Annotated in this window: 11 protein-coding genes; 3 read left to right on the top strand and 8 right to left on the bottom strand. The window is 71.1% G+C overall.

From position 1 onward, the window contains the following. The first annotated feature begins 69 nt into the window (after positions 1-69). Genes Q1A98_RS11070 through Q1A98_RS11060 form a run of 3 tightly spaced genes read left to right on the top strand, consistent with a single transcriptional unit; the run spans position 70 to position 4902 of the window. The gene (locus Q1A98_RS11070; RefSeq protein ID WP_299573218.1) at positions 70-1488 is read left to right on the top strand and encodes a hypothetical protein; all 1419 of its coding nucleotides are present in this window, start codon (positions 70-72) and stop codon (positions 1486-1488) included. Next, a complete protein-coding gene (locus tag Q1A98_RS11065; protein WP_299573215.1) occupies positions 1485-2471 on the top strand; it encodes a glutamate ABC transporter substrate-binding protein in 987 nt (328 codons plus the stop codon). Before Q1A98_RS11070 ends, Q1A98_RS11065 begins: the two co-directional genes overlap by 4 nt. A 7-nt stretch (positions 2472-2478) precedes the next feature. After that, a complete protein-coding gene (locus Q1A98_RS11060; protein WP_299573189.1) occupies positions 2479-4902 on the top strand; it encodes a serine/threonine-protein kinase in 2424 nt (807 codons plus the stop codon). 12 nt (positions 4903-4914) lie between these two features. On the opposite strand, the gene Q1A98_RS11055 is transcribed toward Q1A98_RS11060, so the two are convergent. The 8 genes from Q1A98_RS11055 to Q1A98_RS11020 form a co-directional block, all read right to left on the bottom strand. Beyond that, positions 4915-5751, bottom strand: a complete 837-nt coding sequence (locus Q1A98_RS11055) for a sucrase ferredoxin (RefSeq protein ID WP_299573187.1) — start codon at positions 5749-5751, stop codon at positions 4915-4917. A gap of 59 nt (positions 5752-5810) precedes the next feature. Then, positions 5811-7037, bottom strand: coding sequence for a cupin domain-containing protein (locus Q1A98_RS11050; RefSeq protein WP_299573185.1), 1227 nt, complete (start codon positions 7035-7037; stop codon positions 5811-5813). A 28-nt stretch (positions 7038-7065) separates the two neighbouring features. Beyond that, positions 7066-7314, bottom strand: coding sequence for a BatC protein (locus Q1A98_RS11045; RefSeq protein WP_299573184.1), 249 nt, complete (start codon positions 7312-7314; stop codon positions 7066-7068). Between the two features lie 193 nt (positions 7315-7507). Further along, a complete protein-coding gene (locus tag Q1A98_RS11040; protein ID WP_299573181.1) occupies positions 7508-8326 on the bottom strand; it encodes an ABC transporter permease in 819 nt (272 codons plus the stop codon). Further along, positions 8323-9279, bottom strand: a complete 957-nt coding sequence (locus tag Q1A98_RS11035) for an ABC transporter ATP-binding protein (RefSeq protein WP_299573178.1) — start codon at positions 9277-9279, stop codon at positions 8323-8325. The genes Q1A98_RS11040 and Q1A98_RS11035 overlap by 4 nt, the downstream gene beginning before the upstream one ends. After that, entirely contained in the window at positions 9276-10598 is a 1323-nt protein-coding gene (locus tag Q1A98_RS11030) for a lanthionine synthetase C family protein (protein ID WP_299573175.1), read from the bottom strand. The genes Q1A98_RS11035 and Q1A98_RS11030 overlap by 4 nt, the downstream gene beginning before the upstream one ends. Beyond that, on the bottom strand, positions 10595-13522 hold the full coding sequence (locus Q1A98_RS11025; protein WP_299573172.1) for a thiopeptide-type bacteriocin biosynthesis protein: 2928 nt from the start codon (positions 13520-13522) through the stop codon (positions 10595-10597). The genes Q1A98_RS11030 and Q1A98_RS11025 overlap by 4 nt, the downstream gene beginning before the upstream one ends. After that, positions 13519-14490, bottom strand: a complete 972-nt coding sequence (locus Q1A98_RS11020; protein ID WP_299573169.1) for an LLM class flavin-dependent oxidoreductase — start codon at positions 14488-14490, stop codon at positions 13519-13521. The genes Q1A98_RS11025 and Q1A98_RS11020 overlap by 4 nt, the downstream gene beginning before the upstream one ends. Positions 14491-14492 lie beyond the last annotated feature (2 nt).

Raw genomic sequence — 14492 nt, 5'->3', positions numbered from 1 at the left:
GTTTAGAGTCGACCACAACCGCACGTGCGACCCGGCGGCGGTGGTGAGGCGACGAAAGAGGTACCGGTAGTGACCGGCGACGCGGCGTTCCTGCGCTCCCGGCTCACCCGTGGCGGCGACGACCACCTCACGCCGCGGCGCGGCGGCCGGACACCGCGTCTCACCCGCGACGAACGTCGCGAGTTGCTCACCCTGGCGCGCGAGCAGGCCCGGTCCCCGCTGTCGAGCGCACGACGACTCGCCGGGACCACACCCGGCCGTCTGCTGCTCATCACCGCCCTGCTGGTCCTGGTGACCCTCGTCAGCGGCTGGTACGCGTCGGTGTCGCTCGACGCGCGCACCGCCGCGCTGCAGCAGACCATCACCGACACCGAGCCGATCGCCGAGTCGTCACAGATCCTCTACAGCAACCTCTCGATCGCCGACGCCGCGGCGAACGCCGCGTTCATCTCCGGTGGCCTCGAACCGGCCGCGCTGCGGGACCGCTACGCCACCGCGATCGCGACCGCGTCGCGCGCGCTCATCGAGGCAGCGGGCGGCACGGCGGCGGAGAACGACGCCGTGCGCTCCGACCTGGGGACACTGGCGGAGGAGTTGCCGGTCTACACCGGGCTCATCGAGTCCGCCCGGACCAACAACCGGTTGGGGAACCCGGTCGGATCGGCGTACCTCGGCGAGGCGTCGAACCTCATGCAGACGACGATCCTGCCCGCGGGGGAACGCCTCTACAGCGCCCGGACCGCGGCGCTCGCGGACCCGCAGAACCGTTTCACCGACCCACCGTGGGTCGTCTACACCACTCTCGCGGTGGTGCTGATCGCCCTGATGGCCACGCACCGCTACCTGTCACGCCGCACCCGTCGTCGCTTCAACCTCGGGCTCGTCGCGGCGATCGTGGTCACGGTCATCGCGATCGTGTGGGTGCTCGTCGGGTCGTTGCTGTCGGTGTCGTCGGTCGACACGGCCGAGCGGCGCGGCGCCCAGCCCCTGCAGGAGCTCACCTCGGCGCGCATCCTCGCCCAGCAGGCCCGCTCCCTGGAGACGTTGTCGCTGGCACGGCGTGGCGACCAGGACGCGCTGCAGAAGCGGGTCGGCGGCGCCTTCGCGCAGATCGAGACGGCCCTGGACGACTACCGTGACCGTGTGGGCGACGACTCCGACCGGACGATCGTCGGCCGCGCGCAGGCCGCGCTGGCCTCGTGGCGCGACGCCCACCAGGCCGCGACAGACATGTCGTCGGTCGGTGACATCTCCGGCGCGACGTCCATGGCGGTCGGGTCGGCGCCGAACGGGGCCGCGGCCGCCTACACCGCGCTCGACGAATCGCTCATCGACGGCATCCGCTCCACCCGCACCACGTTCCGCGACGACATCAACACCGCCCGCGTCGTCATCGGCTACGCCGGCACGGGCGCATTGGTGCTCGCGGTGATCGCCGCCGTGATGACGGTGCTCGGCATGATCCCGCGTATCCGGGAGTACCGGTGACGCCCAGGACAGCGCGGAGTCGGGTCCTCGCCACACTCGTGCTCGTGCTGACGGCGCTGACCGCCGCGGCCTGCATCCGCGCCCCGGCACCACCCGACGATCCGCCCACCGCCGAGGCGATGACACCGACGCCGCCAGGCCTCGTGACGAACGCCCCGCGGGAGTCGCTCACCCCGTCGTCCTGCGACACCGGCAGCCTGCGCCCGACCCCGCTGCCGCCCGTCGCGCAGATGCCGCGCGGCTCGACCATGGAGCAGATCTTCCAGCGCGGACGGCTCATCGTCGGCCTCGACATCGGCTCGAACCTGTTCAGCTTCCGCGACCCCATCACCGGCGACATCCAGGGCTTCGACGTCGACATCGCCAAGGAGATCGCGCGGGCGATCTTCGGCGATCCCGACCGTGTCGAATACCGCATCCTCACCTCCGACGACCGCATCACCGCCCTGCAGGACCGTGAGGTCGACGTGGTGGTGAAGACGCTGAGCATCACCTGCGACCGCCAGCAGGACATCGCGTTCTCGACGGTCTACTACGAGGCGAGCCAGCGCATCCTCGCGCTCCGCAACTCCCCGATCGTCTCGGCCGACGACCTCGCGGGAAAGCGCGTGTGCGCGGCACGGGGGACCACGTCGATCGCCCGACTGCAGGCGCGGGTCCCCAGCGTGAGGATGTCGACGGTGTCGACGTGGGCGGACTGCCTCGTCGTGTTGCAGCAGGGCGGTGTCGACGCGGTCTCCACCGACGACGCGATCCTGGCCGGACTGGCCGAGCAGGACCCGTACGTCCACGTCGTCGGCGCGAGCCTCGGCGACGAGCCGTATGGCGTTGGCATGAACAAGGATTCACCCGACCTGGTGCGGTTCGTCAACGCCGTGCTCGACAAGATCCGCGCGGACGGCACGTGGTATCAGATCTACAATCGGTGGCTCTCCATCCTGGGGCCCGTCTACTACCCACCCCAGCCGCGATACCGGGACTGAGAGCGAGGTGACGCAGCACGTGGAGCACGACTCCGTGGACCATCGATCGGACCACTCCGACGTCGCGACGCAGGCCGCCGTCCCCGACCTCGACCACGACGTCGCGACGCAGGCCGCCGTCCCCGACCTCGACCACGACGTGGCCACGCAGGCCGCCGTCCCCGACGTGGGCACCGTCGCCGCCGACGTCACGCCGGGCACCGACCAGACCACCGACGACGCCGGCACCCGGGTGGCCCCGAACGCGCAGGCGCTGACCAGCCGGGTGACCCGCAAGCGTCGACGTCTCGGCTCCGGTCTCGTCGACGTCACGTGGGTCCGCGACATCGAGCCCGACGACGCGGTCATGGAGAACCCGGTCATCCCGGAGTCCAAGCGCCGGTGCTGGCAATGCGGCGCCGACCTCACCGACGCGGACCTGCCGATGACGGGCTCGTGCCCCAACTGCGGGGTTCGGTACTCGTTCGTCCCAGGCCTGACGCCGGGCACCATCGTCGCCGACCAGTACGAGATCCGCGGCGCCATCGCCCACGGCGGACTCGGCTGGATCTATCTCGCCGTCGACCGCAACGTGGCCGACCGCGCCGTCGTGCTCAAGGGCCTGCTCAACTCGAAGGACCGCGAGGCGCAGGCGGTCGCGTTCGCCGAACGGCAGTTCCTCGCGGCGGTGTCCCATCCGAACATCGTCAAGATCTTCAACTTCGTCGAGCACACCGACGACCACGGGAACACGTTCGGCTACATCGTGATGGAGTACGTCGGCGGCGCGACGCTGAAGAGTCTCACCGCGCCGAGCGACGGGTCGGGGCATCGGACGCAACTCCCGCCGGAGGAGGCCATCGCGTACGTGCTCGAGATCATGCCCGCGGTGTCCTACCTGCACTCCGTCGGGCTGGTGTTCAACGACATCAAGCCGGAGAACATCATGATCGGCGGGCAGGAGGTCAAGCTCATCGACCTCGGAGCCGTGTCGGCGATCAACGGGTACGGACACCTCTACGGCACACCGGGTTTCCAGGCTCCCGAGATCGTCTCCACCGGACCGCAGGTCGCCACCGACGTCTACAGCATCGGCCGCACGCTCGCGGTCCTCGCCGTCGACATCCCGATGGACAACGGTCGGTACCTCGACGGTCTGCCGTCGGCGGAGGACTCGCCGGTTCTCGCCGAGAACGAGTCGTTCCGCCGACTCCTGTTGCGCGCCACCGACCCCGACCCCGAGGAGCGGTTCGCCTCCGCCGACGAGATGACCGGCCAGATGGTCACCGTGCTCCGCGAGATCGTCGCCCGGCACACCGGTGTCCCGCGTCCTGCGCTGTCGACGGTCTTCACGCCGCAGCGCACGACCTACGGGACCGACCTCATGCTCGGACCGGTCGACGGCTTCTTCGACCCGGTGAACTCCGAGACGTTCCTCGACCCCGACGACATCGCCGCGGCGCTGCCCGTCCCGCTGGTCGATCAATCGGATCCCGCAGCGGGACTGCTCACCTCGGCTGCGCTGTCGGAGCCGAACCAGACCCTGGACACCATCCGGTCGGCGAAGCAGGACGGCCTGTCGTCGCTGATCGGCACCGATCCCTCCGACGACCACCCGTCCCTCGAGGTGGATCTCGCCGAGGCCCGCGCGTACATCGAGCTGCGTGACGTGGACACGGCCCTGGGCCTGCTGGACATCACCGCGCGGCACCACCAGCACTCGTGGCGTATCGAGTGGTATCTCGGTCTGTGCGCGTTGATCAACGGGGAGGCGCAGCTCGCCCACGACCGTTTCTGCGCGGTGCTGGCGGCCATGCCCGGCGAGGTGGCACCGAAGCTTGCCGTGGGCGCGACCGCCGAGCTCATGGGCCGGTGGTTGCGGGCCGAGGCGAGCGACGACGCGCGGGACCTCGCCGACCGTGAGGCGCAGGTGGCACGGTGGTTCCGGATCGCCCGCGACGAGTACTGGACGCTGTGGCAGACCGACCGCGGCATCGTCACGGCCGCTTTCGGTCTGGCGCGCATGCGATTCGCCGTCGGCGACATCGCGGGGACGGTCGCGGCCCTCGACGAGGTGCCGGCCACGAGCCGCCACTTCAACACCGCCGCGTGCACGGCGATCCTCGCGCTCGTCCACGGCCGACCGCCCGAGGCCGTCACCGGGGACCAGCTGCGCGAGGCCGCGCGTCGACTCGCCGCGATGCCCGAGACCGAGCCCCGCAAGCCGCGGTTGTCGATCATGGTGCTCGGGACGGCGTTGGGCTGGTTGGCCGTCAACCCCGATCGCGCGTCGGACGGGATCAGCCTGCTGGGCTTCCCGTTCACCGAACACGGCCTGCGGGAGGGCCTGGAGACGTCGCTGCGACGCCTGGCCCGGTCCACCGTCGACCGGAAGCAGCGGTTCCGACTCGTCGACCTCGCCAACGTGATCCGCCCGCGCACCCTGTTCTGACGCGGTGGGGTGTCAGGCCCAGCGAATCGAGTCGCAGACGAAGCGGCGGACGCTGCCCGGCATCGTCGATCGGCACATCGTCATGACCGAGTCCGCCGAGAGGTAGGCCCGCACGGTCACGACGAGACGGCGCTGGTCCTCGGCCTCGAGGATGACGCGGGTGACCCCGTCCTCGGAGTGCTCCCCGAGCGGGCGCCAGGCGTCGATCCTGTCGTCGCCGGCGTTCTGCCGGGCGAAGTGCTGCGCGGCCTGCACCTCGTGGCTGAGGCTCGTGCGGCCGCGGAAGTGTGACCCCGTGATGCGCCCGTCCTCGTGGCGCCGGATGATCTCCACCGGGTCGGTGCCGTCGACGCGACCGTAGGCCAGTCCCTCGGGGAGGACCAGCATGGTGGCGGCGAACCGGTCCCCGCCGAGATGCGAACATTCCCAGGTGTTCTCGTGATAGGCAGCATCGAGCGCAGCGGCTGCGCCCCGTCCCCGGACAGCGCAGCAGACGTCGTGCTTGCCGTGCGAGCAGATGGCGACGAGCGGACCGTCGACCGCCGCCTCTCCGTCCCCGTCGAGCGGGATGTCCAGGTAGGCGTCGGGCCCGTCGACCTCACCACCCACGAGTGACGACGCGTCGAGGTCGGAGCGGGCGATGAACCACCGCCACCGCTTCACGTCGGGTCGTCGACCGTGTTTGCGGATCGCGACGATGCGCATGGAGGCGGCCTCGGCGCGGCGCACGATGGCCAGACCGAGCGCGGGGTCGACGATGTTCGGGGACTCGAGGAACGCCGACGGGCCCCACGGCCCGCAGAGCTCGAGCATCAGCCACGATCGGCCCGCGGATGCCGTGGCGAACATGGGTTCGTCGATCGACAGCGACCGATCACTGCAGGGAGGGACGAGCCGGGCGGGACGGGTCACCGCGCGACCGGCACGAGGACGGCCTCTCGCAGGAGCCGCCGGATGAGCACCGTCGAGTCGGCGTCGTCGAGCCCGGGCAGGGAGGTGACATCCGCATCGGCGCCGTCGACGAGGTGGTGGACCGCCGCCGAACAGGACGCGGGGAACGAGATCGTGCGACCGGTCAGATGCAGATGAACACGGTCGGCGTCGTCGGAGACGGTCGCGATGAGTCCGTGCCGCAGGCGCACCCGCTGGGCTTCGGGGTTCGCCATGGCGTCGAGCATGGCCAGCGGGCGGACCGCGGCCGGGCGTGTCCGCGAGGCCAGTTCGCGCGTCAGGTCGGTCGCCACACCGTCACCCCACTCGTGGGCGCGGTCGCGGAGTTCGTCGGCGAAGGCGAGGAGTGCCTTCGTCGCCTCGGCTTCGAGGGTCGCGTGGTCGGTGGGGTCGATGCCGAGGGGCAACGACGACCGGAGCTCGGTCACCGACTCGGCGACGCGCGCGACCGCGGCGCGGACCACGTCCACGCGGGTCAGCGCGGGCACGCCGATCGTCAGGTGGATCGACGTCTCGTCGGTCGTGCGGGCGCTGTGCAACCAGCCGCGCGGAAGGTACAGCGCGTCGCCAGGGGCCAGCGTCGTGTCGATGTGGGGCGTCTCGGCGACGCGGTCGGTGATCGCCTGCCGGTGGTCGGTCCACGGCTGCGACGCCAGCGGCGCCTCGACGACCGGCTCGTGGATCGTCCAGTGCTTGTGGCCGGCGATCTGGAGCACGAAGACATCGTGCACGTCGTGGTGCGAGTCGAACCCACGGCTACCGGGCGGTGTGATGTAGGCGTTGGCCTGGACCGGATGCCCGAGATCGTCGACGAGTCCGCGGACGAAGTCGATGATCGGTGGCCACAACCGGTGGAGGCCCTGCAACACGATCGATGCGCCGTCGGCGAACGCGGCCAGCGCCTTGGCCGAATCGACCTGGTCGCCGATCTCGGCGCCCACACCCGCCGGTGACAGGAACTCCTCGCGAGCCAGCAGCGACCCGTTCTTGGCCATCCGGATGAACGGCGCACGCACGCCGCGTTCGGCGAGCAACTCGTCGACGGTCTCCGTCGACAGCAGGTCGGCGAAGTCACGAGGCAGCTCCGCGGATCGACTGAGAAGAGGCCGGACACCCCAGTGACGACTGCCGAACGTCGCGGGATCGACGGCGACGCACCGGCTCAGGGTGTCCGACCTCTGCATGTCTCAGCTCTCGTGTCGCGCGGTGCGGTCAGGCGGTGCCGTCGGCGCCGCCGTCGTGCCCGTTCGGGTTGGAGCCACCATCGGCCGGGCCCTCGCCCGCGGTGCCGTCGGCGCCGCCGTCGTGGCCGTCGGGGTTCGAGCCGCCGTCGGCCGGGCCCTCGCCCGTGTTCGCGGTACCGTCGGCGCCGCCGTCGTGACCGCCCGGGTTCGAGCCGCCGTCTGCCGGGCCTTCGCCGCCCGCGCTCGAGGTGGTGATGTCGTTGTCGTCCAGTGCCATGGTGTGCCTTTCCTCGGTTGCGCTTTCCACGATGAACGGACGGGCCGCTCATCTCATCTCTACCACCGCCGACGTCGACCGCTGTCGATTCTGCGAACAGACGCAGGCCGTCACGGAGTACCCCGCGGTGTCCGGGTCAACCTCGCCGCGGACGAGCGCTATTCCCGCCGGTGACGGACGGCGCTCGCCGTGATCAGAACTGCGCCAGCGAGCCGCGGAGTCGGGTGGCGCGCAGACCCCACACCAGCACGGCCGCACCGACGGGGACGCTCACCGCGGTCCAGGCGAGCAGGACGGTGGAACCGCCCGCCGTCCCCGACAGCGTGGCGCCGGCGAGCAGGGACCTGCGGACGAGGTCGAGCGCGACGGTGGTCGGGAGCAGGTGCGCCACCTCCTGCAACCACCCGGGGAGGACCGAGGTCGGGTAGAGGATCCCCGATAGCAGCGTCATGGTGGTGAACACGAGCCAGGAGACGGGGTCCCCCTTCTTGGTGACGAGCACGATCCCGCATCCGGCCATCCCGAAACCACCGAGGCAGACGACGGTCGCGGTGAGCGCGAACCCGAGCGACAACGGGTCGACGGAGAGGGGGAAACCCAGGACGGCCGAGAAGAACACGAGCATGAGGGCGGACCCGGCGAACGTCCCGATCATCGCGGTGACCGCGCCGAACATCATGACGCGCAGGAGACCGACAGCCGAGCCGGCCACCGCCTCCAGCGTGCCGGCGACCTGTTCGGCCTGGATCGACTGGGTGAGGCCGTGGAGGGAGACCATGACGAATCCGCTGAACGCGGTACCCGAGATGAGGAACGCCGCGACGCTGCCGCCGTACTCCTGCATGCCGGGCAGGGTGCCACCGTCGCGGAGGAACACCCCGAGGAAGGCGAACTGTCCCAGGGCGACGAGCGACGACACCACCCCCAGCAGCACGGCGGTGCGGTAGGTGCGTCGTTCGGCGACCTCCTTGCGGACGAACGCGCGGTACTCGTGGAACACGGTGACACTCATGCGATCTGCTCCTCGTGGTCGGAGAGGTGTTCGCCCTCCCACACCGAGGCGACGGCGACGCCGGCCTCCTCGACCTGGGCGAGCACCGTCGACATCCGGACGTCGACGGGGACCGTCAGCCGGATGCGGTCGCCATCCGTGGTGGTCCGATAGATCGCGGACACCCCGGACAGGTCACATCCGGCGCGCGGACCGCCCCGCACCTCGATGCGACGACAGGGCACGCTGTCCTCCGCATCCGAGATGCGTTCGTGCACCAGCGATCCGTGCGCGACCCGGACGACGTCGGTGACGGCGTCCCGGACGTCTCCCATCTGGTGGGTGGTGAAGACGGTGGTCCGTCCCTGTCGGGCGCGGTCGGTCACGACCGAGGAGACGACGGCCCGGCCCTCGTCGTCGAGATTGGCCAGCGGTTCGTCGAGCAGGACGACCTCCGGGTCGCCGATCATCGCCTTGGCCAACCCCACGCGTTTGCGTTGCCCCAGTGACAGCTCCATGAACTTGCGGTCGGCGATGTCGGCGAGACCGACCTGGCGGAGCAGGCGATCGCGTTCGTCGCGGGCGCGTCGCCCGAAGACCTTCTGCAGCGACTGGAAGTACTCGAGGTTCGCCGCCACGCTCAGCCGGAAGTAGAACGCGCGCTCGGGGTAGAAGCTGGAGCCCACCACGCGCGCCACCTGTCGCCATCTGCGGGTGGGGTCGACACCGGCCACGCGTACCGATCCCGCCACGGGAACGACGATCCCCGCCATCAGCCGCAGGAGTGTGGTCTTGCCGGCACCGTTGTGACCCAGCACCGCGACTGTGGATCCGGCCGGCAGATCGAGCGAGACCGGCCCGAGAACCGTTGTGCGGCCGAAGGTCACCACCGCGTCCTCGACGCTGACGGCAGAGGCGGGTGTCGCCGCGACGGGGCGGGTCGTCCCGGTGCGGGTGTTCTCGAGGATGCTCACGCCGACCACCGTCCGGAGAGAGCGCGGAGGCAGTGGGGTTCGGGGTTGCCGTCCTGGGCGACGAGGGCGACCGCCGCTCCCCCGGCACCGTCGAGGAAGCCGGGGCTGTCGAGGTGGTCGACGCCGAGTTGCCTGTTCCGCAGCAGGAGTCGTGCTCCCTCGTCGTGGTGCCCGATCGTCTCGGCGAGCCACGGCGACCCACTGCGACCGTGGACCCATCGGTCCATCAGGAGGAGTCCGGCGCTGCCGTGACAGAGGGAGGGGTTGTCGACGACGCGCTGCGCCGCCGTGCGGTCGTCGGCGTTGTCGAGGTCGTCGACGAGTCCGCGCCGGGTGGACCTGCAGTGGTCGCTGTTCGACAGGGCCAGTGCGACGCCGGGGTTCCCGTAACACCAGGCATACCGGCTGAGTTCGGCATTGCTCCGTGCCTCGCGGGTCAGTCCGTCGCGGCGGTGCACCGCGAGCGACAGGTGGTAGGGGACGTCGATCGTGTCGACCGTGCGAGCGCTGCGCTCGAGGATGTCGACGAGGTGGTCCACGGCCCCACGGGTCCGCGTCCCGCCGAGCCCACGGTCGACGCACTGACCGAGGACGGACACCACACCGGCGATCCCGTGCGCGAACCCGAGGTTCAGGTAGCCGGCCCAGAGGTTGTCGCGGTCCACGGCATCGATGTCGGAGACCCGGCCACCGGGTGTCCAGAACCCGCCGACGTCACCGGTGGCCAGGGCCAGGTCGGTGAGTCTGTCGCGGATGTCGCCGGTGAGCCGGTACACGGCCGGGTCCGACACGGCGTCGGTGGTCATCGCATAGGTCATGACGCCGGCCAGCCCGGAGATGACGTCGTAGTCGGCCGTCCCGACCCCCGATGCGGGATCGACCGCGGCCAGCAGCGATCTCGTCCGCCGGACCAACTCCGCGTCCACGTCGGCGATGGCACCGCGGTAGCGCTCACCGTCTCGCGACAGGCACCGCAGGGTGAACGCGAGGGCGGCGACGCCGGAGAACAAGCCGACGGTCAGGTCCCGGGTCTGGGAGTAGCGTCGGACCGCCTCGACGACGTGACGGTGCGCTGCGGTGTCCCACCCGCCGTCGGGATCGCGCTGATCTGCGGCCGAGCAGACCAGCGCGACACCGAGATCGCCGTAGCCGACGGACATCGGGTCCCACGCGACGTCGAAGCGGTGGTCGATTGGGTGCGGACGGTCGGGCCACGGCGCGTCGTCGATGCACCGGTGCAGGATGCGCCACCCGAGCGCGACGGGGTCGTCGCCCGAGGGTGTGCCGGACTGCGCGGGGTCGTGCAGGAGCGTGGTCATCGGTCTGTCGTCGCCTCTCGCTCGTCTCGTCGGAATCTGTCCCGGCACATCAGGAGTGCCGCGTACTCGTCGGACCGGGTGAGGCCCAGTCGGTTGCAGAACAGGTGCAGCGCGCTCTGCAGCACCTCGGGGCCGGTCGCGACCTCGCCGCTCTGTCGGTGGTGGTCCCAGAACTCGGTGAGCGCCGACCCGATCGCGACGACGTGCTCGTCGTCGACGTCCGGGTCGAGGTGTCCGACCGAGCGGACCGCCTTGCGGATCCGATGGACCCGGTCGCCGAGCTCGTGCTCGTACCCGTCGACACCCACCGCCAGGACCGCGTGTGCGTGATCTCGGTCGTCGCACACGGAGGTCAGCCAGCGCACCACCATCGCGGCCGGTGTCGGCAGGTCCGCGCGGATCACTGCGTCGGTCGGCTCCGCACGGAGCCGGTCGAGCACGGGGAGCAGGGCCCTGGTCTCCCGGCAGAACGCCTGCTGATGGACGTCGGTCGACGACGGACCGCCGTACCGCTCGAACTCGAGGTGGTGTGTCGGGGCGGTGACGTCTCCGACGAGCCCCCGGGACCGCAGGTCGTCGAGCGCGGTGAACAGCGGACGGCAGTCGCCCACCCATGCGCGGACGCGCAGGCGGAGTCGGTCGTTGCCGGCACCGTCGTGGTAGCGGACGAAGTACCAGGGCGTGTCCCCGACGGCGTCGGCGACCGCGGCGAGCACAGCGGGCTGGTGGTCGAGGTCCGTCGCGACCGCGAGGTAGAGCCACTCGCCACCGATCGTGATCCGGCGGCGCGAGGAGACGGCATCGTCGTACAGGGGGTCTCGGCAGACGGTGGCGCCGCGCGACGGTGTCGTCCGCACCGTGACGACGACCTCGGCGGCGTGCCGGGCGCCGGCGGTGTCCGGCAGCACGGCCGCGTCCTCGGGCGTCGGCGCCGCCTGTAGCCATGTGTCACCGGCCGCCAGACGCTCCGCGATGAGCTCCCTGTGCACCGGGTTCGTGGTGTCCAGGAGCAGCTTGTTGTCGAACGTGCCGCAGTAGACGTGACGGGCCACACCCGCATCGGCACACCAGCGCGCGACGTCGTCCGCGGACGGTCGCGGCGGCCCGACGTGGCGCCACCGCTGTCGCGCGACGACGACGCCACTGCGGGTCACCTCGGGGAGCCACGCGGTCGTGTCCTCCACGGTGCCCCACGAGAAGAACGGTCGCGCCGACCCGTCCCAGGTCAGATCGTCGAGCATCCGCACCAGATCAGGCCGGGATTCCGGTGCGACCATGCTGACCTGGCGGAACTCCAGCGGCGTGCCGTCGGCCAGCACCAACCGGAGGTCCGAGCCGTCCAGGGCCACGTGCACGTCGTCGAGGGACAATGCCCGACGACCCTCTGCCGCCGGCACATTCGTGCCGAGCACCGCGTCGTGGACGGGCCGCGCGGCGCCGACGTCGTTGATCGCGTCCCGCCCGTGCACGTGGTCGATCTCGGCCATGACCGGCGGGTCCCCGAGCTCGGCGTAGGCGGCGATCTCGTCGGCTGCGAGGTCACGGACGTGGTCGAGCGCGCCGGTCACCGTCGTCGTGAACCGTCCCATCGCGCGGCCGCCCGGGAAGTTCGTGGAGACCGGACTCAGCACCGGGACCGTCGTGCCGTCCCGGGACTCCAGCTGGAGGAACATGTCGTACGACGCGACGACCTCACCCGCGGGCGGGAGGTCCGCGACATCGTCGTCGGTGATCGCGATCGAGGACGTTCCCGACCGCCGCGCCCTCTCGATCAGCATCGCGCGCAGGTCCGTCCGCCGCCGTGACAGCTCCTCGTCGACGGGAGCCGGTGCACGGTCGGCCGAGGGGATCCCGATCCCCTCGTACGGATCGGCCACGACGGACAGCGGGACGACGGCGCGTCCGAACCGTTCGGCGAAGCGGACGGTGTGGTCGGTCACGGCCGCGAACGCGCTCGGCACGATCGAGACCCGCAGGAGGGTGTCGAGGACGTCCGGCGCGGCGTCGACCAGCTGTCGGGGTAGCGCCCCGCGAAGGCCGATCTCCGTGTCGCACAGCGCGACGTTGCGGGCGTCGGCGCTCCCCGACGTCGCCCGGCGCCTGCGGATCTCGGCGGTGGCGGCGCCCAGGGGCAGCCGGAGCGTCGCGTCGCAGGGACGATCGCCGACCGCGGGGACGTCGTACGACGACAGACCGTGGGCGGGGACCAGGATCTCTGTGTCGACGAGCTCGGTCACGAACCGGTCGACGATCGTCTCGTCGACGTCCGGGAACGCGACGGCCACCTCGCGGACCAGGTCGCCCCGGCACCGCGGCTTCTCGGCGGCATCGACGACCACACTCACCGGAGGAGTCGCCCGGACCGTGACACTGCTCCGGGACCCCGATCGTGGGAGGCGGACGGCCAGTCGGTCGTCACGCCGGGTGACACTGGGGTTCACCACGAACGCGGTGTCCTCGTCTGCGAGTGTGGCCTCGAGCGCGGCGCGACGGGTGGCGCTGGACGGCCGGATGATCGCGCGCGACGCCGGGACGTCGAGCACGGTGGTGCCGAGATCACCCGTTGATCGACCACGGTCGGTCAGGTCGGTCATCCCGACACCGGCGAAGACCCCGAAGGGTGTCGCCCGTGTCGCCGCTCGGATCCGGTAGGACACGAGGCTCCGTCGCGCGCGTCGGCACCGCTTCCGGTCCCGCTCGTCGCCGGAGACGATGGCGCGGCATGCGGCGGCGAGCGGCTCACTCGCGACCTCGATCGCGGCCGGCACCCCGGGTTGCGCCCACAGCCGTCGGATGTCGGCGATCACGGCGTCCGTGTCGTCGCCGTCGGCCCCGACATCCCCCGGATAGGTGGACACCGGCAGCACCGCGGCACGGACCGCGACCCTCGGGACGATCGGTGGACGGTGTCGGTCGCTGGTCATGCGTGTGCCCTCCGTTCTACGTGAGATGTGCTGGAGCGGTGCGCAAATGCGGCCTCGATGTCGGCGAGGTCCTCGTACGTCGCGTCCGCGCCGTACAGGTTCGTGGTGGCGATCGTCATCAGCGCGATCTCGTCGACCCCTGCCGCGCCGTACGTCTCGTGGAGGTGGTCGGCGATCTCGTCCGCGGTGCCGTACACGAACAGGCGGTGACGCAGCAGCGAGGCGATGGTGCGCTCGTAGTCGTCGTGGATCTGGATGCCCGACCGGCGGACCGCGTCGCGGTAGTGGGGCTGACGGATGTGTCCGCCGACGGCCAGATGCGCCATCGCCCATCGGTCGCGACCGGGTCGGTCGACGCCGACGGCGACCATCGCCATCCCGTGGGGCGCGGGACGTCGATGTGATGCCGCCGCGGCGTGGACGGTGGGGACGATCGTCTCGGCGAGGTAGGTCGCCGGTGCCATCCAGCTGAGCCAGGCGTCGGCGATCTCGCCGGCGAGGGCCGCGGCCCGCGGTCGCAGGACCCCCAATCCGACGTGGACGGGTGGCGTCGCGATCGGTTCGAGGAGCCCGGGGCGGGTCGGGTCGAGTTCGGTGCGGAGTGTCTCGACGTACCGGCGCAGGTCGTCGAGACGCATCGCCGGCTCGTCGGGTCGCAGGCGGTGCTGGACCGCGCGGCTGCCGGGCCCGATCCCGTGGAGGAAGGGGTGGCCGGTCATCGCGGCGATGCTCCGGGCCTCACCCGCGGCGCGCCGCGGGTCGGTGAGACCGGCCACCATCACCGACGATCCACACGGCACGGCGAGCCCACGTCCGGCGAGACGGGCGAGCATCGCCGTCGAGTCGAGACCGTAGGACTGGCCCACCCAGAGGCGGTGCATGCTCGTCGAGCGGATCAGCGTTGCCGTGGCATCCCACTCGCGGGGGTGCGCGGGAACCGAGGGGGCGACGACGGACAGCAGGGTCATGT

Origin of the sequence: uncultured Williamsia sp. (assembly GCF_947494875.1) — a bacterium.
Classification (GTDB): domain Bacteria; phylum Actinomycetota; class Actinomycetes; order Mycobacteriales; family Mycobacteriaceae; genus Williamsia_A.
This window is presented reverse-complemented; position numbering and strand designations above follow the sequence as displayed.

What these genes read in the sequence shown, in the direction of transcription:
- Q1A98_RS11055 (WP_299573187.1), bottom strand. Translation starts at nt 5,751, where the DNA reads ATGTTCGCCACGGCATCCGCGGGCCGATCGTGGCTGATGCTCGAGCTC.
- Q1A98_RS11050 (WP_299573185.1), bottom strand. Translation starts at nt 7,037, where the DNA reads ATGCAGAGGTCGGACACCCTGAGCCGGTGCGTCGCCGTCGATCCCGCG.
- Q1A98_RS11045 (WP_299573184.1), bottom strand. Translation starts at nt 7,314, where the DNA reads ATGGCACTGGACGACAACGACATCACCACCTCGAGCGCGGGCGGCGAA.
- Q1A98_RS11040 (WP_299573181.1), bottom strand. Translation starts at nt 8,326, where the DNA reads ATGAGTGTCACCGTGTTCCACGAGTACCGCGCGTTCGTCCGCAAGGAG.
- Q1A98_RS11030 (WP_299573175.1), bottom strand. Translation starts at nt 10,598, where the DNA reads ATGACCACGCTCCTGCACGACCCCGCGCAGTCCGGCACACCCTCGGGC.
- Q1A98_RS11025 (WP_299573172.1), bottom strand. Translation starts at nt 13,522, where the DNA reads ATGACCAGCGACCGACACCGTCCACCGATCGTCCCGAGGGTCGCGGTC.
- Q1A98_RS11020 (WP_299573169.1), bottom strand. Translation starts at nt 14,490, where the DNA reads ATGACCCTGCTGTCCGTCGTCGCCCCCTCGGTTCCCGCGCACCCCCGC.